At 68.5% G+C, this 22,678-nt stretch carries 17 protein-coding genes; 8 read left to right on the forward strand and 9 right to left on the reverse strand.

The window, feature by feature from the left end; translation table 11 throughout:
- The first annotated feature begins 79 nt into the window (after window positions 1–79).
- The 4 genes from DYE07_RS04295 to pgm all read left to right on the forward strand — a co-directional run bounded on the left by DYE07_RS04295 (window position 80) and on the right by pgm (window position 10,394).
- On the forward strand, window positions 80–2,281 hold the full coding sequence (locus DYE07_RS04295) for an alpha-1,4-glucan--maltose-1-phosphate maltosyltransferase (RefSeq protein WP_255569625.1): 2,202 nt from the start codon (window positions 80–82) through the stop codon (window positions 2,279–2,281).
- Window positions 2,282–2,283: 2 nt separating this feature from the next.
- Complete coding sequence (gene treS / locus DYE07_RS04300; RefSeq protein WP_006945942.1) at window positions 2,284–4,104, forward strand: maltose alpha-D-glucosyltransferase; 1,821 nt, start codon at window positions 2,284–2,286, stop codon at window positions 4,102–4,104.
- Complete coding sequence (glgB, locus tag DYE07_RS04305) at window positions 4,104–8,612, forward strand: 1,4-alpha-glucan branching protein GlgB (RefSeq protein WP_115296408.1); 4,509 nt, start codon at window positions 4,104–4,106, stop codon at window positions 8,610–8,612. The genes treS and glgB overlap by 1 nt, the downstream gene beginning before the upstream one ends.
- Window positions 8,613–8,747: 135 nt before the next feature.
- The gene (gene pgm, locus DYE07_RS04310) at window positions 8,748–10,394 is read left to right on the forward strand and encodes a phosphoglucomutase (alpha-D-glucose-1,6-bisphosphate-dependent) (protein ID WP_115296409.1); all 1,647 of its coding nucleotides are present in this window, start codon (window positions 8,748–8,750) and stop codon (window positions 10,392–10,394) included.
- Between the two features lie 178 nt (window positions 10,395–10,572).
- On the opposite strand, the gene DYE07_RS04315 is transcribed toward pgm, so the two are convergent.
- The 6 genes from DYE07_RS04315 to DYE07_RS04340 form a co-directional block, all read right to left on the reverse strand.
- Complete coding sequence (locus tag DYE07_RS04315) at window positions 10,573–11,670, reverse strand: co-chaperone YbbN (RefSeq protein ID WP_115296410.1); 1,098 nt, start codon at window positions 11,668–11,670, stop codon at window positions 10,573–10,575.
- A 131-nt stretch (window positions 11,671–11,801) separates the two neighbouring features.
- The gene (locus DYE07_RS04320; protein WP_006946004.1) at window positions 11,802–12,305 is read right to left on the reverse strand and encodes a GNAT family N-acetyltransferase; all 504 of its coding nucleotides are present in this window, start codon (window positions 12,303–12,305) and stop codon (window positions 11,802–11,804) included.
- A 50-nt stretch (window positions 12,306–12,355) separates the two neighbouring features.
- Window positions 12,356–12,664, reverse strand: a complete 309-nt coding sequence (locus tag DYE07_RS04325; RefSeq protein WP_006945955.1) for a thiamine-binding protein — start codon at window positions 12,662–12,664, stop codon at window positions 12,356–12,358.
- Between the two features lie 99 nt (window positions 12,665–12,763).
- Complete coding sequence (locus DYE07_RS04330) at window positions 12,764–14,473, reverse strand: NAD(P)/FAD-dependent oxidoreductase (RefSeq protein ID WP_074040751.1); 1,710 nt, start codon at window positions 14,471–14,473, stop codon at window positions 12,764–12,766.
- Between the two features lie 152 nt (window positions 14,474–14,625).
- Window positions 14,626–15,576, reverse strand: a complete 951-nt coding sequence (gene meaB / locus DYE07_RS04335; protein WP_115296411.1) for a methylmalonyl Co-A mutase-associated GTPase MeaB — start codon at window positions 15,574–15,576, stop codon at window positions 14,626–14,628.
- A 25-nt stretch (window positions 15,577–15,601) separates the two neighbouring features.
- On the reverse strand, window positions 15,602–16,795 hold the full coding sequence (locus DYE07_RS04340) for an acetyl-CoA C-acetyltransferase (protein WP_062257749.1): 1,194 nt from the start codon (window positions 16,793–16,795) through the stop codon (window positions 15,602–15,604).
- Between the two features lie 123 nt (window positions 16,796–16,918).
- Between DYE07_RS04340 and mce the strand changes: the two genes are divergently transcribed.
- From mce to DYE07_RS04360, 4 genes are all read left to right on the forward strand, one after another.
- Window positions 16,919–17,368: a methylmalonyl-CoA epimerase gene (mce, locus tag DYE07_RS04345; RefSeq protein ID WP_038567399.1), complete on the forward strand. Its 450-nt coding sequence runs from the start codon at window positions 16,919–16,921 to the stop codon at window positions 17,366–17,368.
- Between the two features lie 317 nt (window positions 17,369–17,685).
- A complete protein-coding gene (locus DYE07_RS04350; RefSeq protein ID WP_115296412.1) occupies window positions 17,686–18,789 on the forward strand; it encodes a permease in 1,104 nt (367 codons plus the stop codon).
- 272 nt (window positions 18,790–19,061) lie between these two features.
- Entirely contained in the window at window positions 19,062–19,610 is a 549-nt protein-coding gene (locus tag DYE07_RS04355) for a GNAT family N-acetyltransferase (protein ID WP_115296413.1), read from the forward strand.
- Window positions 19,611–19,736: 126 nt separating this feature from the next.
- Window positions 19,737–20,237, forward strand: a complete 501-nt coding sequence (locus tag DYE07_RS04360; RefSeq protein WP_115296414.1) for a GNAT family N-acetyltransferase — start codon at window positions 19,737–19,739, stop codon at window positions 20,235–20,237.
- A 41-nt stretch (window positions 20,238–20,278) separates the two neighbouring features.
- On the opposite strand, the gene DYE07_RS04365 is transcribed toward DYE07_RS04360, so the two are convergent.
- The 3 genes from DYE07_RS04365 to DYE07_RS04375 all read right to left on the reverse strand — a co-directional run bounded on the left by DYE07_RS04365 (window position 20,279) and on the right by DYE07_RS04375 (window position 22,665).
- Complete coding sequence (locus tag DYE07_RS04365) at window positions 20,279–20,902, reverse strand: LysE family translocator (RefSeq protein ID WP_115296415.1); 624 nt, start codon at window positions 20,900–20,902, stop codon at window positions 20,279–20,281.
- 122 nt (window positions 20,903–21,024) lie between these two features.
- Window positions 21,025–21,678, reverse strand: coding sequence for a class I SAM-dependent methyltransferase (locus DYE07_RS04370; RefSeq protein WP_115296416.1), 654 nt, complete (start codon window positions 21,676–21,678; stop codon window positions 21,025–21,027).
- 231 nt (window positions 21,679–21,909) lie between these two features.
- Window positions 21,910–22,665 carry an alpha/beta hydrolase gene (locus DYE07_RS04375; protein ID WP_006946044.1) on the reverse strand — a complete coding sequence of 252 codons (756 nt, stop codon included), beginning with the start codon at window positions 22,663–22,665 and terminating at the stop codon, window positions 21,910–21,912.
- Window positions 22,666–22,678 lie beyond the last annotated feature (13 nt).

Genomic DNA, 22,678 nt, shown 5'->3' on the forward strand with positions numbered 1-22,678 from the left:
CCACGAAATCGCCGCCGGGAGGCGGTTGTCGGTGGCATTGGGTAGCGTGACGGACGTGACAGTTTCTCAGCCAGGTGAGATGCCCCCGTTCCCCGACTCAGAGCCCCTGACGTCAGATCTCACTGCCACGTCGGCCAGTGTCGACGACCTGGGCGCACCCGCCGCGTCCACCCCGGCGAGTTCCTCGCCCGAGACCGGCCGCTACACGCCCGACACCGAGGAGAAGCGTCCCGAACCGGACGCGCACGCACCCACCGTCGCGCGCGCGGATGACGCACCGCGCGGCATCGGCCGCATCCCCGTCACCGACGTCATGCCGATCGTCGACTGCGGCAACCTGCCGACGAAGTCGGTCGTCGACGAGCCGTTCACGGTGCGCGCCACCGTGTTCCGCGAGGGTCACGACGCCGTCAACGCCTCCCTCGTCATGACGTCGCCGCACGGCGTCGAGCGGATCGTCCCGATGACGTGCGTGAACCCGGGGCTCGACCTGTGGACGGGCGAGGCCGAAGCCGACCACGAGGGCGTCTGGCACTTCCGTGTCGAGGGCTGGAGCGACCCGTACAGGACGTGGGATCACGACGCGACGATCAAGGTCGCCGCGGGTGTCGACGTCGAGGTCATGTTCGAAGAGGGCGCCCGTGTGCTCGAGCGCGCGTGTGCGACCAACACCTACGACGATGCTGACGAGCGCGTCCTGCGCGACGCCGTCACGACCCTGCGCGACACCTCGCGCAGCGACGACGAGCGTCTCGCGGCCGGCACGTCTACCGAGGTCAAGGACGTGCTCGAGCGGCTGCCGCTGCGCGACTTCGTCTCCCCCAGCCGCGACTACCCCTGGCTCGTCGAGCGCAAGCTGGCGCTGACGGGCGCGTGGTACGAGTTCTTCCCCCGCTCCGAGGGTGCTCACTTCGACGAGGAGACGCAGAAGTGGGTCTCGGGCACGCTGCGCACCGCCGCCGAGCGTCTGCCCGCCGTCGCCGACATGGGTTTCGACGTCGTCTACCTCACCCCGATCCACCCGATCGGCGAGGTCAACCGCAAGGGCCCGAACAACACGTTGACGGCTGGCCCGGAGGATCCTGGTTCGCCGTACGCCATCGGGTCGAAGGACGGCGGTCACGACGCCATCGAGCCGTCGCTCGGTGACTTCGACGACCTCGACGCGTTCGTCGCCCGCGCGAACGAACTGGGCCTCGAGGTGGCGCTCGACATCGCGCTGCAGTGCGCGCCCGACCACCCCTGGGTCACCTCGCACCCGGAGTGGTTCACCACGCGCAGCGACGGCACGATCGCCTACGCGGAGAACCCCCCGAAGAAGTACCAGGACATCTATCCGCTCAACTTCGACAACGACCCGGCCGGCATCTACGCCGAGGTGCGTCGCGTCATCCAGGTGTGGATCGACCACGGCATCACGATCTTCCGCGTCGACAACCCGCACACGAAGCCCGTCGAGTTCTGGCAGTGGCTGATCGCCGACGTCGCGAAGGACCACCCCGAGGTGATCTGGCTCGCGGAGGCCTTCACGAAGCCCGCGATGATGCACAACCTCGGCCGCATCGGCTTCCAGCAGAGCTACACGTACTACGCCTGGCGCCACCAGCCGTGGGAGATCCGCGAGTACCTCGACGAACTCATCGGCGACACGGCGAGTTACATGCGTCCGAGCTTCTGGCCGACGACGCACGACATCCTCACGCCGTACATGCAGTACGGCGGCCCGGCGGCCTGGAAGCTGCGCGCGGCGCTGGCTGCCACGCTCGTGCCGACCTACGGCATCTACGCCGGGTACGAGCTCATGGAGTCGGTGGCGCGCCCCGGCGCCCAGGAGCAGAACGACAACGAGAAGTACCAGTTCAAGGACCGTCGCTGGGCCGACTACGCCCCCGGCGGGCCCAAGGAGGGCCAGTCGATCGACTGGTACCTGCGCCGGCTCAACGAGATCCGTCGCGCCCACCCGGCGCTCGAGCACCTGCGCAACCTGCGCTGGCACGGCGTCGACGACGAGAACTTCATCGTCTTCTCCAAGAGCCGCGACATCGGTGACGGCGCCAACGGCGGCCAGGACACGGTCATCGTCATCGCCAACACAGACCCGCACGCGACGCGCGAGACCTGGGTGCACCTCGACATGGGCGCGCTCGGACTACGCGGGGACGAAGGGTTCGTCGCGCACGACCTGCTGAGCGACGCCACCTGGCACTGGGGCGAGCACAACTTCGTCCGGCTCGGGCCGGACGCCGAAAACGTCCACATCATCCACGTGAGGAAGTTCTGAGCATGCAAGGTCTTGGTCTGCACCAGCCGGGTCTGAAGCACGACCCGCAGTGGTTCCGTAAGGCCGTGTTCTACGAAGTCCTCGTGCGCGGTTTCAGCGACTCGACGGGCAACGGATCCGGCGACTTCTCGGGCCTCATGGCCCGACTCGACTACCTGCAGTGGCTTGGCGTCGACTGCCTGTGGCTGCCGCCGTTCTACGCCTCGCCGCTGCGCGACGGTGGATACGACATCGCCGACTACAAGCAGGTGCTGCCCGATTTCGGCACGCTGCCCGAGTTCCAGGAGCTCGTCGCGCAGGCGCATGCGCGCGGCATCCGCGTCATCACCGACTTCGTCATGAACCACACGAGCGACCAGCACGCGTGGTTCCAGGCGAGCCGAGAGGACCCGGAAGGCCCGTACGGCGACTACTACGTCTGGTCCGACACGGACGAGAAGTACGAGGACGCGCGCATCATCTTCGTCGACACCGAGGAGTCGAACTGGACCTTCGACCCGGTGCGTCGTCAGTTCTTCTGGCACCGCTTCTTCTCCCACCAGCCGGACCTCAACTTCGAGAACCCGGCCGTGCAGGAGGAGATGTTCGACATCGTTCGGTACTGGATGGACATGGGCATCGACGGCTTCCGCCTCGACGCCGTGCCGTACCTGTTCGAGGAGGAGGGGCACAACGGCGAGAACCACCCGAAGACGCACGAGTTCCTCGTCGAACTGCGCCGGATGGTCGACGAGGAGTACCCCGGCCGCGTCCTGCTCGCCGAGGCCAACCAGATGCCGCACGAGGTCGTCGACTACTTCGGCACCGAGGAAGAACCGGAATGCCACATGTGCTTCCACTTCCCCGTCATGCCGCGCATCTACTACTCGCTGCGCGAGGAGAAGGCGACGCCCATCATCGACGTCCTCGCCGAAACGCCCCCGATCCCCAAGGGCACCCAGTGGGGCACCTTCCTGCGCAACCACGACGAGCTGACGCTCGAGATGGTGACGCCGGAGGAGCGCGCCGCGATGTACGGCTGGTACTCCCCCGATCCGCGCATGCGCGCCAACGTCGGTATCCGTCGTCGCCTCGCGCCGCTGCTCGACAACAGTCGCGCCGAGATCGAGCTGATCAACGCCCTGCTGCTGTCGCTGCCCGGCTCGCCGTGCCTGTACTACGGCGACGAGATCGGCATGGGCGACAACATCTGGCTCGACGACCGTGACGCTGTGCGCACGCCGATGCAGTGGACGCCGGATCGCAACGCCGGTTTTTCGACGGCCGACCCGGGCAAGTTGTACCTGCCGGTCATCCAGAGCCTCGTGTACCACCACAACAACGTCAACGTCGAGGCGCAGATGGCCTCGAGCGCGTCGTTGCTGCACTGGACGCGCGGCATGCTCTCGGTGCGTTCGCGCTACCCCGCGTTCGGCATGGGCGACTTCGTCGTCGCCCCGGCCGACAACGACGCCGTCCTCGCGTTCACGCGCTCGATGTCGGACGAGGACGCGAAGGCCGAGAACACGACGACGAAGCACCTGCTGTGCATCAACAACCTGAGCTCGCGCCCGCAGGGCGCCCGGGTGCAGGTCGCTGCCAAGTTCGCCGGCGCGAAGCTCACCGACATCTTCGGCGGTCAGGGCTTCGGTCAGATCGGTGAGGACGGCACGGTCACCGTCATGCTCGGTTCGCGCGGCTTCTACTGGCTGGCGATCGAGTCCGACGTCAGCGCCGACGACGCGCTGCCCGCCGCGACCGGTACCCCGGAGGCCAACGCCTCCGAGGTGCTCGACGAGTTCAAGGACGACACCACCTCGGACGCTGAGGGAAAGGACCTCTGATGGTCGCCGAGATCCACTCCGGCGCCACGTTGTCACCCGGCAAGCTCGAACTGCTCACGCCGTGGGTGGCGACGCAGCGCTGGTTCCAGGCCAAGGGCCGTGAGCCGCACCTGCGCAAGGTGAGTGCCTTCCGCTTCGAGGACCCGGCAGGTGAGGTCGGCCTCGAGGTGTTGTTCCTGCGCGATCTCGACGCCGAGCACGAGACCACCTACCAGGTGCCCGTCACCTACCGTGGTGAGCGCGCGCCGGAGCTGGAGCACGCCTTCATCGGCACGATCGAGCACTCCGCGCTCGGCACGCGCTACGTCTACGACGGCCCGCACGACCCGGTGTTCGCCGCCGTCCTGCTCGCGACGATGGCGTCGGGCGGCACGCAGGCCGAGCGCAGCGACGGTGTCGTCGAGATGAGCGTCGCAGGCCGGCCCGGTCCGCAGAGCGCCGATCTCGCCACGATGCGCGGCGCCACGGTGCTGCGTGGCGAGCAGTCGAACACGTCGATCATCTACACCCTCGACGACGGCGAGCAGCTCATCGCCAAGCTGTTCCGTGTGCTCAACGTCGGCGCAAACCCCGACATCGAGGTGACGGGGGCCCTGACGAGCGCGGGCAACACGCACGTGCCGGCGCTGCTGGCATCTCTCAGTGGTTCGTACACGGAGGGGCGTCACTCTCGCGAGCAGCTCGTCGCGGACCTCGCGTTCGCGCAGGAGTTCATGCCCGACGTGCGGGACGCCTGGCGTGAGGCCCTCGACGCGGCTCGCGAGAACCGTGACTTCACCGACGGCGCCCGCGAACTCGGTCGTACGACGGCGCAGGTGCACCGCACCCTCGCCGAGGTGCTGCCGAGCGTCGAGGCCGACACCGACCGTGTCGATGCCCTCGTCGACGAGATGCACGAGCGAGCGGCAGCGGCCCTCAACGACGCGCCGCAGCTCGCGGAGCGCGCCACGCAGATCGCCCACCGCATCGACGCCGGGCGCAGCGCGCAGTGGCCGAGCTTCCAGCGCATCCACGGCGACTACCACCTCGGCCAGGTGCTCGATGTGCCCGGGCGTGGGTGGGTCCTGCTCGACTTCGAGGGCGAGCCACTGCGTCCGCTCGAGGAGCGCTCGGCACCGGACGTCGCCGTGCGCGACGTCGCGGGCATGCTGCGTTCGTTCGACTACGCCGGTGGCACGATCGAGAACGAGATCGCCGGCGCCGGCGGCGACCGCCGCGCGTGGGTCAGCGCCGCTCAGGACGCCTTCCTCGCCGGTTACGAGAGCGAACTCGGCGCCGTCGACCGCGACCTGCTCGACCTGTTCGTGCTCGACAAAGCGCTCTACGAGTGCTCGTACGAGGCCCGCAACCGCCCCGACTGGCTGAGCATCCCCGCCGACGCCGTCGGCCGCATCCTCACCACCTCCACCGACTCGTCCGCGACCCACGGCGAGGCGCCCACGATGACGCCCGCCGACGAGGACGACGCCGCGCCCACCGGCGCCGCGGAAAGGAGCACCATGACCTCCGACGACAGCACGACGCCTACTCCTGCCTCGATGAGCCCGTCCGACACGAACGGCGCTCCCCTCGTCTCGACGCAGGATGCCGACGCTTCCGGCGCCGCTCCGCTCGTCGCGCCGCAGGGCGCACCCGCGACGGGTGACACGACCGTCGCGGCTGCGGGAGACAAGCCCGAGGCGGCCGCGAGCGACGCGGGTTCTGGCGGTGGCCTGAGCGCCGCCGGTGAGACGAGCAACGCTTCGACCACCGACGCGAGCGCCCTCGGCGCCGCCTCGCCCGCCGTCACGCCGTCGCGCGTCGAGGTGAGCGAACTCGACGCCGTCGTCGCCGGTGAGCACCGTGACCCGCACCGTGTGCTCGGCGCGCATGTCGAGAACGGCGTCATCACGTTCCGCGTCGTGCGCCCGATGGCGCGTGGCGTCGTCATCGACATGGGCGAGACTGTGCTCGAGCTCACGCACGAGCACGACGGCATCTGGGCCGGCGCGATTGCGGGTGAGTACATGCCCGACTACCGCGTCATCACGACGTATGACGACCGCAGCGAGCACCGCGGCGACGACCCGTACCGCTTCATGCCGACCCTCGGCGAGATCGACCTCCACCTCATCGGCGAGGGGCGCCACGAAGAGCTGTGGAACGTCCTCGGCGCCCACGTGCGCACCTACCCGAGCATCAAGGGTGACGTCTCGGGCACCGCGTTCGCCGTCTGGGCGCCCAATGCCAAGGCCGTGCGCGTCGTCGGCGACTTCAACCACTGGGACGGTGTCGGCCACGGCATGCGCACGCTCGGGGAGTCGGGCGTGTGGGAGCTGTTCGTCCCCGACGTGCGCGAGGGCACCGCGTACAAGTTCGAGATCCTGTGCAGCGACGGCGTGCGTCGCGCGAAGGCCGACCCGATGGCGCGCCTCGCGGAGACGGCGCCCGCGACGGCGTCGAAGGTGACGAGCTCGCACTACGAGTGGAACGACGACGCGTGGATGACGAAGCGCGCCGAGACGAACGCGCACCACGGCCCGATGTCGACGTACGAGGTGCACCTCGGTTCGTGGCGTCAGGGGCTCAGCTACCGCGAGATGGCCGAGCACCTCGTCAACTACGTCAAGGATCTGGGCTTCACGCACGTCGAGTTCATGCCCGTGATGGAGCACCCGTACCCGCCGAGCTGGGGCTATCACGTCACGAGCTACTACGCGCCGAACAGCCGCTTCGGCGACCCGGACGACTTCAAGTTCCTCGTCGACCGCCTCCATCAGGAGGGCATCGGCGTCATCCTCGACTGGGTTCCCGGCCACTTCGCCACCGACGAGTGGGCGCTCGCCCGTTTCGACGGCCAGGCGCTCTACGAGCACCCGGACCCGCGCAAGGGCTGGCACCCCGAGTGGGGTTCGAACATCTTCGACTACGGCCGCCCGCAGGTGCGCAACTTCCTCGTCGCCAACGCGCTGTACTGGCTCGAGGAGTTCCACGCCGACGGTCTGCGCGTCGACGGTGTCGCCTCGATGCTGTACCTCAACTACGCCCGCAAGGACGGCGAATGGGTGCCGAACAAGTTCGGCGGCCAGGAGAACCTCGAAGCCGTGCAGCTGCTGCAGGAGACGAACGCGACGGCGTACAAGCGCACGCCGGGTGCCGTCATCATCGCCGAGGAGTCGACGTCGTGGCCGGGCATCACCCGCTCGACGGACACCGGCGGCCTGGGCTTCGGGCTCAAGTGGAACATGGGCTGGATGCACGACTCGCTCGACTACGTCGCACGTGAGCCGATCTACCGTCAGCATCATCACCACGACCTGACGTTCGCGCTCGTCTACGCGTTCAGCGAGCAGTTCGTGCTGCCCGTCAGCCACGACGAGGTCGTTCACGGCAAGGGCAGCCTGCTGCGCAAGATGCCCGGTGATCGCTGGCAGCAGCTCGCCAACGTGCGCGCCTACCTCGCGTACATGTGGGCCCACCCCGGCAAGCAGCTGCTCTTCATGGGTTCGGAGTTCGCGCAGGAGGCCGAGTGGGCCGACGGTCGCAGCCTCGATTGGTGGTTGCTCGACCAGCCCGCGCACTACGGCGTGCACGCGATGATGAAGGACCTCAACCGCGCCTACCGCGAGCGCCCGGCCCTGTGGGCTCTCGACCACTCGGAGGAGGGCTTCTCGTGGATCAACGCCGACGACGCGGGCCGCAACGCCTACACGTGGCTGCGATTCGCGCCCGCCGAAGCTGACGGGTACCGCCCCGTCGTCGCGATCGCCGCGAACTTCGCCGGCAACCCGCACCACGGCGTCCGCGTGGGCCTTCCCCACCTTGGTACGTGGAACGAGATCGTCAACACCGACGCCGAGGCGTACGGCGGCTCGGGCGTCGGTAACCTGGGTTCGGTCGAGGCCGAGGAGATCCCCTGGGACGGTCAGCCGTACTCGGCCGAGATCACGATGCCGCCGCTCGGTGTCGTGTGGTTCGAGCCGGCGACGCGCCCCGACATGACGCAGGTGGCTGCGCACACCGCTACCGAGCAGGCCGGTGGCGCCGATTCATCGTCCACCGCAACGGCACGACAGGAGAACACGATGAGCGACCAGAACGCAGCGACGAGTTCGTCCGACAAGCAGCCGTCCGAGGCCCTCATCGCGGGCGCGCCGCTCGAGGACGCCGCAGGCAACCCGGGCGCACTCGATCAGCCGCTCGACGGTTCGCGAGGCGGCGCGCAGGCCGAGGACGCTCAGGGAGCGGCCGGCGACCAGCAGGCGCGCTCGCGCACCGGCATCCCGGCGACGCACCCCGTCGACCACGCGGACGAGGGTGGTTTCGACGTCGAGCAGACCGAGTCGAAGGCGCACGAGCGTGCCTTCACGCCGGCCGGCGAGGACGAGACGGGTGACGAGCCCGTCGAGCACCTCAAGGGCATCACCGGCACGCCCGGTGGCGGCCTCGACGAGGACGTCGAGGGTGGCCGCTGGGGCGCCGACGACGAGGCTCGCGACGCCGCCGACCAGACGCGTCAGCGCGACTGACGACCCGCTCGATCGAGCGCATGAGGCCGGCCGTACCCGCCAGGGGTGCCGCCGGCCTCGTCACGTCTGCCCCGCCTCGCTCGAGGCATCGGTTCGGGCGTTTACGTCGCCGCTCAAAGAGGGCAGGATGAAGGCATGAGCAACCGCGCGGGCCAGTTGGCCGAACCTCGTGACCTGATCGACGTCCCCCACCTCGTCACGGCGTACTACACGCTGACGCCCGACCCTGAGAACGTCGACCAGCAGGTGGCGTTCGGCACGTCGGGGCACCGCGGTTCGAGCCTCAAGACCGCGTTCAACGAGGCGCACATCCTCGCCACGACGCAGGCGATCGTCGACTACCGCCGCTCGCAGGGCTTCGACGGGCCGTTGTTCCTCGGCCGCGACACCCACGCCTTGTCCGAGCCCGCATGGGCGAGCGCCATCGAGGTGCTCGTCGCCAATGACGTCCTCGTCCTCATCGACGATCGTGACGGTTACACGCCGACGCCCGCCGTCAGCCACGCCATCCTGCGCGCGAACAAGGGCAAGGATCTGACGAACGGCTCGGGTCTCGCCGACGGCATCGTCGTGACGCCCTCGCACAACCCGCCCGCCGACGGCGGGTTCAAGTACAACCCGCCGCACGGTGGCCCGGCCGACTCGGACGCGACGAAGGTCATCGCGGCCGCGGCGAACGAGCACATCCGTGACGGGCTCAAGCGTGTCAAGCGCGTGCCGCTGACGCAGGCGATGGGCAAGGTCCAGCGCTACGACTTCCTCGGCACGTACGTCGACGACCTGCCGAACGTCGTCGATCTCGACGCGATCAAGCGCCCTGGCGTGCGCATCGGCGCCGACCCGCTCGGCGGCGCGGCCGTCGCGTACTGGGGTGAGATCGCGGAGCGTCACGCGCTCGACCTCACCGTCGTCAACCCGCTCGTCGACCCGACGTGGCGCTTCATGACGCTCGACTGGGACGAGAAGATCCGCATGGACTGCTCCTCCCCCAACGCGATGGCGTCGCTCATCGGCGAGCGCGACGAGTACGACATCGCGACGGGCAACGACGCTGATTCGGACCGTCACGGCATCGTCACGCCCGACGCGGGGCTCATGAACCCCAACCACTTCCTGTCGGTCGCGATCCAGTACCTCTACGGTGGCGCGCGCCCTCAGTGGCGCCAGGACGGGTTCATCGGCAAGACGCTCGTCAGCAGTTCGATGATCGACCGCGTCGCCGATGACCTCGGCCGCACGCTCGTCGAGGTGCCCGTCGGGTTCAAGTGGTTCGTGCCGGGCCTGCTCGACGGTTCGGGCCCGTTCGGCGGTGAGGAGTCGGCGGGCGCGTCGTTCTGCCGCTTCGACGGCTCCGTCTGGACGACGGACAAGGACGGCATCCTGCTCGCGCTGCTCGCCTCGGAGATCAAGGCGACGAAGGGCAAGTCGCCGTCGCAGCTCTATGGCGAGCTGACGGCGAAGCACGGCGAACCCGCCTACGCGCGCGTCGACGCCCCCGCCACGCGCGAGGAGAAGGCCAAGCTCGGTGCACTGACGCCCGAGGCCGTCACGGCGGACACGCTGGCCGGCGAGCCCATCATCGCCAAGCTCACGGAGGCGCCCGGGAACGGCGCGAAAATCGGCGGCCTCAAGGTCGTCACTGATTCGGCCTGGTTCGCCGCGCGCCCGTCGGGGACCGAGGACGTCTACAAGATCTACGCCGAGTCGTTCCAGGGCCCCGAGCACCTTGCACAGGTGCAGGCTGAGGCGAAGGACGTCGTCGCGGCAGCCCTGGGCAACTGAGGCTCGGTTCCGTCACAACACGAACGAAGGGCTCGCTCTAGGTGGAGCGAGCCCTTCGCGTCCGTCACCCACCGCCGACAGCAGGGCGGCTACGTGCCTGCGTGCAAGTGCACCCGGGGCACTTGCACGCAAGGGGTCAGTGCGTCGTTGCCAGACGTCGCCCGGCCCGCCGGGGCTGTCAGTACAGCGCCGACATCAGCGCCGTGCGTGCCTTCTTGACGCGCGGGTCGGTGGCGCCGACGACGTCGAACAGCCCGATGAGGTGCTCGCGCGCGGCGTTGCGCTCGTCGCCGGAGGTCGCCTTGACGACGTCGACGAGACGCGCGAACGCGTCTTCGACGTGGCCACCGAGGACATCGAGGTCGGCGACCTGCGTCTGCGCGGTGACGTCGGCCGGGTTCTTCGCGGCGGCGTCACGTGCAGCCTGGAGGTCGACGCCTTGCGTGCGCTGCATGAGCTTGACCTGGCCGAGGGCGAGACGCGCCTCCTCGTCCTTCGGGTTCTCCGTCAGTGCCTGCTCGAACGCGGCGATGGCGCCGTCGTAGTCGCCCTTGTCGATCGACTCGTACGCGAGCTGGTGCAGCGGCGGCAGCTCGGGCTCGGCCTGCTCGCCGCCCTCAGCGCCGGCCTGGCCCGTTGCGTTCGGGTCGTAGTTCGCCACGCGGCCCGCAAGACCGTTCTGCACAGCGATCTGGACGATCTGGTCGACGAGCTCGCGCGTCTGCGCGTCTTCGACGACAGGCGGAATCGGGATCGGCTGGCCCTGGACGAAGGCCGCCGCGAGAATCTGCCCCGGCTGGCCCTGCTGCGCGGCCTGCTGCGAAAGCTGAGCGAAGACCTGACCGATCTCGGGCGCGGTGTCGAGGTCGGCGACGCCCATGAGGACGCGCCCCTCTTGCGCGCGCACCGCGCGCGCGAGCGAAGCGACGGGCGCCAGGGACGCCGGTTGTGAACCCGCCCAGATCGCGATGATGACGGGGTGCTGCACCGACTGCTGCACGAGGCCCTGGAAGTTCTCGGCTGTCACGTCGACGACAAGACCGTCGTGACGGAACGTCTCGGCGATGACGGCGTCGTCGGCGCCCTGCGGCATGGGGGCCTGCCCGGGATTCGCAGCGCTCGGCGCGTTTGCCGGCGCCGCAGCGCCGGCGTTGCCGGTCGGTGCGCCAGCGGCCGATGCGGGGCGCCCGGCAGGAGCGCCACCCTGCGGCTTCTTGAGCGAGGACAGGTCAACGGCACCGCGCAGCGACGCGGCGTTCAACGGCTGATTCGACATGCCCTCATTGTTGCAGGGCGCACCGGGGCGGGCGACGCATGATCGCGCACAGCGAACACCTGGCCACACGTGGCGAGGCGCGTCCCTCGGGTCGGACCGTCACTCCGCGGCGGGTCCTCGCGCCCGGGCCGTCAGCCCCGCGGGCGCACCATCCGCAGGTCGTACGAACCCGAGGTGTCGTCCTTGCCGACGCCGTCGAGTTCGAACCCGTGCTTGCGGTAGAAAGCCTGCGCACGCTCGTTGCCGTCGACGACCCAGAGGTAGGCCTCTTGGTCGCCGAGTTCGCGTGTCATGAGTTCGTGCGCGAGGCCCGTGCCGTGGTGCGCCGTGTCGAGATTGAGCACCTGCAGTTCGACGTCCGCGGGCGCGTCGTCGTCGCGGGCCTTGCCGATGCAGATCCACCCGACGAGCGCACCGCTCGAGCGGTCGAATGCCCCGACGACCCGAGGCGCCTCGGCGGAGGTCAACCACGCGCGCCAGCGCTTCGCACCGTCGACGGGATCGAGCCCGTCGAGCTTCTCCTGCGGGATGAGCCCGGTGTAGGTGTCGCGCCAGATCGTGACGTGGAGCTGGGCGAGCTCGTCGGCGTCATCGCTTGTCAGGCCACGGATCTCGTAGCGCTCGTCGATGGTCATGTCGACGTCCTCTCTCGTGGTCATTATCCGCGCCCGGCGAGGCCCGGGCGTCAGTTCGACTCGGCGAGCCGGGCTTCGACGCGCTCGACCTTCGCGTCGAGCTGGCCGGTGTAGCCCGGGCGGATGTCGGCCTTCAGCACGAGCGAGACGCGCGGGGACGCGACTTGGACGGCCTCGCAGGCGCGCTTGATGACGTCCATGCACTCGTCCCACTCCCCCTCGAGGGTCGTGAACATCGAGTCGGTGCGGTTCGAGATGCCCGACTCACGCACGACGCGGATGGCTGCGGCCACCGCCTCGCTGACGGAACCGTCCGGGTCGTCCGTCGTCGACGGTGCGACGGAGAAAGCGACGAGCATGATGATCTCCTCGAAGGTGATGGGAACGATGCAGTCAGGTTCGCACGTCGGCCACCGCGCGCGGCGTGCGACGAGCGTCGCGTCTTGGGCCCGGCAGGATCAGCTCGCGCAGGCGTCCGGGTCGCAGGTCCCCGTCACGACGGCCTCGAGCCAGTGGTGAACGAGCGTCACGGCCCCCGCGCCCTCACCCGACGCCGCGGCGACGCGCTTCATCGACCCGGCGCGGATGTCGCCTGCGGCGAACACGCCAGGCACGCTCGTCGCGAGCGCTTCCGGGGGCAGCCCGTCACGCCAGAACTCCTGCGGCACGTCACGACCGGTGAGCACGAAACCCTTGGCGTCACGCGCCACGGTGCCGTCGAGCCAGTCGACGCACGGGTGCGCGCCGAGCAGGAGGAACAGCCCGCAGGCGGGAACCGTCAGCTCCTGGTCCTTCTCGTTGAAGCGGATCGTCACGTGCTGCAGCCGATCGGTGCCGCTCGCCCCGACGATCTCCGCATTCGTCTTGACGACGATTCGCGGGTTCGCCTCGATCTCGCGGATGAGGTAATCCGACATCGTCTCCGCGAGCCCGTCGCGACGCACGACGATGCTGACGGAGCGCGCGAAGCGTGAGAGGTGGATGGCGGCCTGGCCCGCCGAGTTGCCGCCGCCGACGACGAGGACGTGCCCGCCCTCGCACTCGCGGGCAGCCGACGACGCCGCGCCGTAGTACACGCCGCGTCCGACGAAGCCTTCGACCTCCTCGACGCCCAGGCGACGGTAGGCCACGCCCGTCGAGATGAGAACGGCGCGGGCGCAGACCGGCCCATCGTCGGTCTCGAGCACGTGCGGTTCGCCGCGATAGCCGGGCGTGAAACCGGTGACCTCGGTGGCCGAGTAGATGCCCGCGCCGAACCGAGTGGCCTGGAACCGTGCGCGCTGCGCGAGGCGCATGCCCGAGATGCCGCGGGGAAAGCCCAGATAGTTGCGGATCATCGCGCTCGTGCCGGCCTGCCCGCCCACGGCGTCGGCCTCGATGACGGCTGTGCTCAGCCCCTCGCTCGCGCCGTACACCGCGGCAGCGAGGCCGGCCGGGCCCGCACCGACGATCGCAAGGTCGACGACGTGGCCCTCACCCAACTCGTCGACGGTGGCGCCGAAGGCGCGCCCGAGCACACGGACGTCAGGGTTGGCGTGAACCTCGCGCTCGGCGATGCGCACGAGCGGATAGGCGATCTCGATGCCCTGCGAACGCGCCATCTCGAGCGTCTTGGCTGCGTGCGGAGCCTCCGGCGGCCAGACCCCCGTCGGGATGCCCTGGCGATCGAGGAAGTCGCGCAGCACCCCGACGTTGGGGTCGCCTGGGGGCGCCACGATGTTGACGAGCTCGATCTCGGGGCCACCCGCCGACCACCCCCAGTCCGAGAGCAGCTCGGTGACGGCGGTGTGAAACTCCTCGTCGCGCGGGCCGCTCGGCAGCAGGAGCGCGGCCTCGATCTGGCCGCTGATCTGCGCGACGCGCTGCTCCTCGACCGCCCACGGTTCGCTGCGCAGGCGCACCATGACCCGCTTGGCCGCCGGCATGACGGCATGCAGGCACTGCAGCGTGACGAGGCCCGTCGCGTCGCCCACCTGCGTCGTCGCGGCGAACATCGCGACCGGGAGGCCGCGCGCGTTGAGGCCCTGCGCCATCGTCATCGATTCGCTGAGCGTCGTGGCGAGTTGCAGGTCGTAGTCGGCAGCGTAGCGGTGGGCGAATTCTTCCCGCATCTCTTCGGCGTGCTCAGCGGCCGCGATGAGCATGATGACGGGCGTGGGAGGCTTCATGCTCCGAGTGTAGGCACCGGCGCCGACAACCCCGATATTCGGCGGAATCAGAGCTGATACCGGCCGTCGACGCACGTCCGAACTCGCTCTTGCGACGCCTCGCCGCCATGGGCTCTCGCGCGGTTTCGGGACGCGCATCGAGCCCCTCACCCTCAACCCGCGACGGCCTGCGCCGCGGCGTAGGGGTCCAGAACCCCTCGAGCGACAGCCTCAGCGAGATCCTCGAGCTTCACCTCGGCGTTGGGGCGTTCCCAGCGCTCACGCAGTCGCCGCAACGCGAGCTCTTCGATCTCGCCCGCAGCCCGACGTCGGCGACGCAGGCTCAGCTCATCGTGCTCGCTCAGCCACGCTCGGTGGGTCGCGATGGCGTCGATGACGTCCGCCGCCCCTTCGCCGCGTTCTGCGACCGTCGTGACGATCGGTGGGCGCCACTGCCCCGGCTCCCCCGTCTGGCCGAGCGAGATCATGGCGCGCAGGTCGCGCACGGTCGCCGCCGCGCCGTCGTGATCGGCCTTGTTGACGACGAAGACGTCCGCGATCTCGAGGACCCCGGCCTTCGCGGCCTGGATGGAATCTCCGGCCCCGGGCGCGAGCAGGACGATCGTCGTGTCGGCGAGCGAGGCGATGTGCACCTCCGACTGGCCAACGCCCACCGTCTCGACGAGCAGGATGTCGAAGCCGGCGGCGTCGAGCAGCCGCAGTGCAGCGGGCGCCGCCGCCGACAGCCCGCCGAGGTGGCCGCGGGTCGCCATCGAGCGGACGAACACCCCGGAATCACCCGAGTGACCGACCATGCGGATGCGGTCGCCGAGCAGCGCGCCACCGGAGAACGGCGACGAGGGGTCGACCGCGAGCACCGCGACGCTGAGGCCGTGCGCGCGATAGGCCGCGACGAGTGCGTCCGTCGACGTCGACTTGCCGACGCCGGGCGGCCCCGTCAGACCGATGATCTGGGCGTGGCCCGTGAACTGGGCGATGGCTGCACCCAGTTCCGGCAGCGCCGGGTGGTCGTTCTCGATGGCCGTGAGCAACCGCGCGAGGGCGCGCCGGTCACCGCCACGCATCCGCGTGACGAGTGGGTCGACGACGATCTCACGCGGCATGCTCGGGCCGTGTCCTGGTCAGCGCTCAGGCGTCGACGCGCACGATGAGCGCATCACCCTGGCCGCCACCGCCGCACAGGGCAGCAGCACCGACGCCACCACCGCGGCGTTTGAGTTCGTGGGCGAGGGTCAGCACGAGACGCGCGCCCGACATGCCGATCGGGTGGCCAATCGCGATGGCGCCGCCGTTGGGGTTGACCTTCTCCGCGTCGAGGCCGAGTTCCTTCGTCGAGGCCAGGCCGACGGCGGCGAACGCCTCGTTGATCTCGACCACGTCGAGGTCGGCCGGCGTGAGGCCCTCCTTCTCGCAGGCCTTCGCGATTGCGCGCGCCGGCTGGCTCTGCAGCGTCGAGTCGGGGCCGGCGACGACGCCGTGCGCGCCGACCTCGGCGATCCAGGTCAGGCCCAGCTCCTGGGCCTTCGTCTTGCTCATGACGACGAGCGCCGCGGCACCGTCGCTGATCTGGGAGGCGGAGCCTGCCGTGATCGTGCCGTCCTTGCTGAAGGCGGGGCGCAGCTTGCCGAGCGACTCAGTCGTCGTGTCGGCGCGGATACCCTCGTCGTTCTTGAACACGACTGGCTCGCCCTTGCGCTGCGGGATCTCGACGGGGATGACCTCGTCGTCGAAGAGGCCCTTCTCCCAGGCCGCGGCGGCCTTCTGGTGAGAGGCGGCCGAGAACGAGTCCTGCTCTTCGCGGCTGAACTCGACGTCGCCAGCGTTGGCCTGCTCGGTGAGGTTGCCCATCGCCTGGTCGGTGAAAGCGTCCCACAGTCCGTCGAAGGCCATGTGGTCGCGCATCGTCACGTCGCCGTACTTGTAGCCCTCGCGCGACTTCTCGAGCAGGTGCGGCGCGTTCGTCATCGACTCCTGGCCGCCCGCGACGACGACGTCGAACTCGCCCGCGCGGATCAGCTGGGCCGCGAGCGCCACGGCGTCGAGCCCGGACAGGCAGACCTTGTTGATCGTCAGCGCCGGCACGTCCATCGGGATGCCGCCCTTGACGGCGGCCTGGCGCGCGGGGATCTGGCCGGCGCCGGCCGTCAGCACCTGGCCCATGATGACGTAGTCGACCTGGTCGCCCTTGACGCCGGCCTTCTCGAGCGCACCCTTGATGGCGAGGCCACCGAGGTCGGCACCTGAGAAGCCCTTGAGCGAGCCGAGCAGGCGACCCATCGGGGTGCGCGCTCCGGCGACGATGACGGCGGTGGTGTCGGTCATGGTTCCTCCAGTGAGCGGGCGGGCGTGGGTCACGGTGCCGCACGGCCGCCGGTTCGTGTCGATCGCCCGAGTTAATCGTCGTTAACCCGGCTTCCTCGTCCAAGCAAACCATAGAGTGACGTCATGACCGGCGAAATCACGCACTTGTTCGAGGCCATCGACCACGTCGGCATCGCGGTGCCCGACCTCGATGCCGCCATCCGTTTCTACGAGTCGACGTACGGCATGACGTGCGCGCACACCGAGACGAACGACGAGCAGGGCGTGCGTGAGGCGATGATGACGGTCGGCCCGGCCGATGCCCCGCACAGCCACATCCAGCTGCTCGCGCCGCTGTCGCCGGAGTCGAGCATCGCGAAGTTCCTCGACCGCTCCGGCCCCGGCATGCAGCAGCTCGCCTACCGCGTCCGCGATCTCGACGCCGTGTGCGCGACGCTGCGCGAGCGCGGCATGCGGTTGCTCTACGACGCGCCGAAGATCGGCACCGGCGGCAGCCGCATCAACTTCATCCACCCCAAGGATGCCGGCGGCGTGCTCGTCGAACTCGTCGAGCCGGCGGCTGAAGGACACTGAGGCAGCCCATCGTTTCTACCCCAAGGCTCGGCGTCGTATCAAAACGTTCGTTTGAGCTACGTCGCGGTGGGTGTGCGTAGCTCGTCAGGTGCTGCTGCCCCGGAGGGGTGTGACGTGTTCAGGCGCGCAGCGTCGTCGCCCGACGACCGTGCCCCGCAAAGGCTGCGCCTAGGCAAGCGGCGCGGACAGTGTGCTGGAACGTGCGTATACGGCGGGACTACCGTTGTGACGGCGACGGACATGGCGCTACGCAGCTTCACACGTTTCGCTTGGCCAGGGCGCCGCAAGAATCTCACGCCCGATGACACGAAGGAAACATGCTGGTGAGCACTCTTTCCACCTCAGACGCCCATCTCGACTCGGGCCGTGATGGACGCCAAGGCCCGAGTCGTAGCGTGACCATCGTGGGGGTAGGCCTGACCCTGGTAATCGTTGTGATCGGGCTGGCGTGGGCCAAGTGGATCCCGTATGACGACAAAGCTCACGCCCTCGCGAAATCGGGTGCGTGGAGTGGCAAGGCCATCTTCGGCGAGGCCGGCCACCCCGGTGACGCGCCAAGCTGGCATGGAGCCCTCGATTTCACCCGTGCCTACGTCAAAGCCGTGTGGAAGGCTGCGCTCGTCGCGATCTTGGTGGCCTCAGCACTCGAAGCATTCATCCCGAAACGGCTCCTGTTGAACGCCATGAACCGCCGCAGCTCATGGGGCCAAGGCCTCAGTGGCGGGCTACTCGCCCTGCCGAGCATGATGTGTACCTGCTGTACCGCGCCGGTAGCAATCGGTTTGCGTCGCCGCGGTGCACCCGCGGGTGCGGTGATGGCGTACTGGCTCGCTAACCCGCTACTCAACCCCGCTGTCATGCTTTTCCTCGGTCTGACGATGTCCTGGCAAGTGGTCTCCACCCGTGCCGTCGTCGGCGTCGTCGTCGTCCTGGGTGCCGCCTTCATTGCTCAACGTCAAGCACGCGAGGTCGATGCCGACGAACTCATCGACGTCGACCACGACCCGCAGGGCGTCGCTGGCATGCCGTGGCGCTTCGCTAAAGCCCTCACGCGTTATGTCGCCATCGTTGTGCCTGAGTACCTGATCCTCGTCGCACTGACCGGTTTGTTCTCCGGGTGGCTGTCCGACTTCACCCACCTAGGGAACGGGTCTGGCCTTCTGGCCTTGCTCCTCGTCGGTGTGGTCGGCGCCCTGCTCGTCATCCCCACCGGTGGGGAGATTCCCGTCGTCGCCGGTTTGAGTGCCGCCGGCGCGAGTCTTGGTGTTGCAGGGGTTCTGCTCATCACCTTGCCGGCGCTCAGCATCCCGTCGCTGGTCATGGTGGCACGCAGCTTCGGCACTCGGACCACCGTGAGCGTCATCGCTTGGGTCATCGCCGGGGGGCTGTTGTCAGCCGCTTTGCTCACCGCCCTCACCTGAGGGCCGCAGGCGGGGTGTAGCAGCCAGGGACGGGATCACTGAGATCAGGGATGCCGATGCGAAAACGGTGGGTTGAGCCACGAGGTCGACCCGATGGTGCAAAAACCTTCGTTTGAGCCACACGTTCTGCGTGGCGAGCAACGCGGCGCTCCACCGGTCGAGCCGCTGACGTGGCTGCTCGGCGGTGAGGTGGGTGAGGCCGATGCCATGGTAGTTGGGCAGCCAGTTCTCCACGACGGGGTCGGCCTGGGCCGCGGTGAGAGGATCGCTCTATGCCCACTCAGCCCTCATGGCCGCTTCGCACTGAGCGCCTAGCGCTGCGCCGCTACCGCTCCGACGACGTGGGATGGATGGCGTCCCTTTACGCTCGCCCCGATGTCGCGCGCTTCCTTCTCGAAGACCCCTGGACGCCCCAGCAGGCGCAGGAGAACCTGACCAAACGCATGACGAAGAACGGTCTCGAGGGGCCATCTGGTGCGCTGTCGCTCACTATCGACAAGGGCGAGCAGAGCATTGGCGACGTCAGCGTGTGGTTCACCGACCAGCCCCACCACGTCGCAGAGATCGGATGGGTGCTCGACCCCAGCCACGGTGGCCACGGGTATGCCCGCGAGGCCGTTCGCGCGGTCATCCGCTTTGCCTTCGATGAGTACGCCCTGCACCGTCTCGTTGCGCAGATGGATGCCCGAAATGAGGCATCGGCGCGTCTGGCGGCGTCAGTGGGAATGAGGCAAGAGGCCCATCACCTGCAGGACTGCTGGAGCAAGGGCGAATGGACTGACACTCTCATCTTTGCGCTGCTCTCTACAGATCCGCGCTGACTCACCGCGTGATGGCGGGCCAAGAGCCAGTGGGGAGCGTAGAGCAGAGTCCGTCGTTTCAGCTGCGCCAGGAACATCCGTCGCTGGGCCCCTGCGACGTCACAGTGATGGGCGTAGCGTCGAGTCATGGCAAGCGTTCGCCCTGCTCGCGTGGATGACGGGCCGCGTCTGGCCGAGATCGACCACGCTTGCTGGTCGCCGATGACCGACCCGGGGAGCCACTGGAGCCCGGGTCGCCCCTTCTTCGGAGTGCCGACAGGAACGCTCGTCGACGAAGTTCTGGTCGCTGCTGAAGGTGATGAAGTGCTGGGGTTCATCAAGATTCGACGAGAACCTAGTGAGTTCGGCCAGTGGTATGTGGGTGGGCTCGGTGTGGCACCTATCGCCCGCCGTCAAGGCCTAGCGCGGAAGCTCATACACGCTGCACTGACAGCAGTTGAGGCCAGGGGTGATGACAGCGTATGGCTCAGGGTGCTCTCATCCAACGTGGGAGCTGTTGCGCTCTATTCGGCGCTCGGGTTCGCCGAGGTGGCTCGGTTCGCCGACGCATTTGAAGATCGCCCGGGGGTGGATGACTTGCGACTGTCGGCGCAGCTGCCTCTCGCAGGCGCACGAACGGCGGGTTGAGCTACCGGACCGCTGCGATGGTGCAGAGCCTTTCGTTTGAGCTACACCTGTCGGACGGCTTCGATGATGATGACGCAGGCAAGAACGGCGTAGACCGTGGCCGCCAGGTAGTTCAACGCCGCGCTAGCTCGCGGACTGCTGGTGAATCGCTCATGAAAAGTGCCCGCGAGAGCACCGATGGTGCCGTAGAGCACGAACTCGGTGCACACGTTGACTGTGCCGAGCAGGGCCATCTGCGCTGTCGTGTTGGTGGCGTGGCCGGCGAAGCGCGGGAGGACGGCGAGGAAGAACAGGATGATCTTGGGGTTCGTCAGGCTGACCGACAGACCCCGCAGGTACCACCGCCCGGCGGCGACGTCGCCGATCGTGGACATCTCGCGAGCATGGCGCACGGTAGTCACCGACAGCCAGAGCAGATAAGCAGCCCCAAGCAGCTTCAGGCCGGTCAGCAAATTAGGGTGACTTCTGGCGACCTCACCCAGGCCAACAACGACTGCGGCGGCGTAGACGCTCATTCCGGTAGCGATGCCAAGGATCGCTTTGAGCGCGGCCCTCCGCCCTCCCTTGAGTCCGACCGCGAGCATGTACGCCATGTCTGGGCCGGGTGGGATGAGGAACACCAGAATGACACCGAGGAAGCCCGGTAGTACGGACAGGTCGACCACGAGCGTCCTCTCCGCTGGCCGCGACGCCCTCGTGGCGCCGCCCTCACGCTACTGCGTCTTCTCCCTAGGGCAGGGGCGCTGGTTCCCACGCTCCACGAAACCGTTCGTTTGAGCCACACCATTCAGGCGGGCTGAGATCGCTGCGCGATGATCACGGCTTGCGCGTCTTCTTCCGAGCCCACAGGTGACCGCTCCAGTTGAGCGCTCACCGTGAGTCCATGCTCCTCCAAGAGAGTAGTCAGGCTCTCGACACTTCGGTGGTATCTGGTCATCACCACGTCATAGCCGCGTGCCGCATATCCGCGACCTACCCGGCGCATGCCGTGTCCCACCTGGAAACCGAGGAGCAGCACCCCTTCCGGGCGCAGTACGCGGGCCATCTCCGCAACCATGACTTCGAGGTCTACATCCGGGTTGTGAATGGTGGAGTACCAGGAGAAGACGCCGTCGAAGACTTCGTCTGCGTAGGGCAGGTGCGTCAGGCTCCCCACGGCGACGGTGAAGTCAGGGTGGTCGGCTCGTGCCCTGCGGACCATGTTGGGTGAGAGGTCGATGCCCTCCGGGTGGCATCCGAGCCCAGCCAAATGGGGCAGCATTCGCCCTGCCCCGCAGCCAGCATCCAGGACCACGCGAGGCTCGTGCAGGAGTGCGACGAAGTGGTCGATCATGGCCAAGTCGATCGGCTGTTCGCCTTCGGTGGTACGGAAGTGGTCGGCGTACGCGTCGGCCACAACGTTGTAGGCGGTCCTGGTGAGAGCCTCCTCTGTTTCCGGCATGGCTCTAAGCCTGCCAAAACGTCGCGCTCAACCGCGAGGGAACTGGTGCACAAACGGTCGTTTCTGCACCACTCAAGCTGGGGTGGCCCTGCACGTGGTCATGCCCCGGTCAGGGGGTAGCAGAACGACGTGCAAAACCTCGCGGCGCCGAACGTCAGTGTCGACAACCGGTCCGAGACAGCCACCAAGGGTGCCCGGGCTCACAGAGGCGCCCACCGCTTGCGTGTCAACTCAGCCCTCGACCACGAGCGAAGCGTCGACCTCGGTCGGCAGGCCACCCTCGGGCAGCTTCGACGGCGCGACGATGCGCACGATCTCGTCGAGCACGCGCCGCACGTACTTCTCCCCCACCCACAGGTGCTTCGCGCCATCGACGCCGATGACGTCAGCCTGCGGAATGGCCGCGAACCGCTCGCGCGCCTCGTCGGGGCGCAGGTTGTCATCCAGTTCGGGCACGAGCGCCGTCACCGGCTTGCGCGATTCGGCCCACGCCGCCAGGTGCTCGGGCTGCGACCACCGCAGCGGCGGCGACAGCAGGATCGCGCCCTCGATCGACGGATCGAGCCCGTGCATGAGCGCCAGATCCGTGCCGAAGCTCCACCCCACCAGCCAACGATTGGTCAGCGCCGGCGACTCGTGGAACTCCGCGAACTCGATGGCGGCGGCGACGTCGAAACGCTCGCCGTCAGCCGAGTCGAACGCACCCTCCGACGTCCCGCGCGGCGACGACGTGCCACGCGTGTTGAACCGCAGCACCGCGATGTCCGCGAGCGCCGGCAGCCGGTTGGCGGCCTTCTTGTAGACATGGCTGTCCATGAAACCGCCGTGCGTCGGCAGCGGATGCAGCGTGACGAGCGTGGCCACCGGGTCTCGCTCGAGCGGCAGCGCCAACTCACCGACGAGCGTCAACCCGTCGGCGGTGTGCAGTTCGACGTCCTGACGGCGCGCAGCGAGCACCGTGTTCGAGCGAATCTCCTGCAGGCTCAACGCCCCTCCTCGA

The organism is Dermacoccus nishinomiyaensis (assembly GCF_900447535.1).
Lineage (GTDB): Bacteria > Actinomycetota > Actinomycetes > Actinomycetales > Dermatophilaceae > Dermacoccus > Dermacoccus nishinomiyaensis.

Coding starts and splice junctions, on each gene's coding strand:
- DYE07_RS04370 (WP_115296416.1), bottom strand. CDS start 21,678: ATGCCGGAAACAGAGGAGGCTCTCACCAGGACCGCCTACAACGTTGTG.
- meaB (WP_115296411.1), bottom strand. CDS start 15,576: ATGCCGCGTGAGATCGTCGTCGACCCACTCGTCACGCGGATGCGTGGC.
- DYE07_RS04320 (WP_006946004.1), bottom strand. CDS start 12,305: ATGACCATCGACGAGCGCTACGAGATCCGTGGCCTGACAAGCGATGAC.
- DYE07_RS04325 (WP_006945955.1), bottom strand. CDS start 12,664: ATGCTCGTCGCTTTCTCCGTCGCACCGTCGACGACGGACGACCCGGAC.
- DYE07_RS04355 (WP_115296413.1), top strand. CDS start 19,062: ATGCCCACTCAGCCCTCATGGCCGCTTCGCACTGAGCGCCTAGCGCTG.
- pgm (WP_115296409.1), top strand. CDS start 8,748: ATGAGCAACCGCGCGGGCCAGTTGGCCGAACCTCGTGACCTGATCGAC.
- DYE07_RS04315 (WP_115296410.1), bottom strand. CDS start 11,670: ATGTCGAATCAGCCGTTGAACGCCGCGTCGCTGCGCGGTGCCGTTGAC.
- DYE07_RS04340 (WP_062257749.1), bottom strand. CDS start 16,795: ATGACCGACACCACCGCCGTCATCGTCGCCGGAGCGCGCACCCCGATG.
- DYE07_RS04330 (WP_074040751.1), bottom strand. CDS start 14,473: ATGAAGCCTCCCACGCCCGTCATCATGCTCATCGCGGCCGCTGAGCAC.
- DYE07_RS04350 (WP_115296412.1), top strand. CDS start 17,686: ATGCTGGTGAGCACTCTTTCCACCTCAGACGCCCATCTCGACTCGGGC.
- DYE07_RS04295 (WP_255569625.1), top strand. CDS start 80: ATGCCCCCGTTCCCCGACTCAGAGCCCCTGACGTCAGATCTCACTGCC.
- DYE07_RS04360 (WP_115296414.1), top strand. CDS start 19,737: ATGGCAAGCGTTCGCCCTGCTCGCGTGGATGACGGGCCGCGTCTGGCC.
- mce (WP_038567399.1), top strand. CDS start 16,919: ATGACCGGCGAAATCACGCACTTGTTCGAGGCCATCGACCACGTCGGC.
- glgB (WP_115296408.1), top strand. CDS start 4,104: ATGGTCGCCGAGATCCACTCCGGCGCCACGTTGTCACCCGGCAAGCTC.
- treS (WP_006945942.1), top strand. CDS start 2,284: ATGCAAGGTCTTGGTCTGCACCAGCCGGGTCTGAAGCACGACCCGCAG.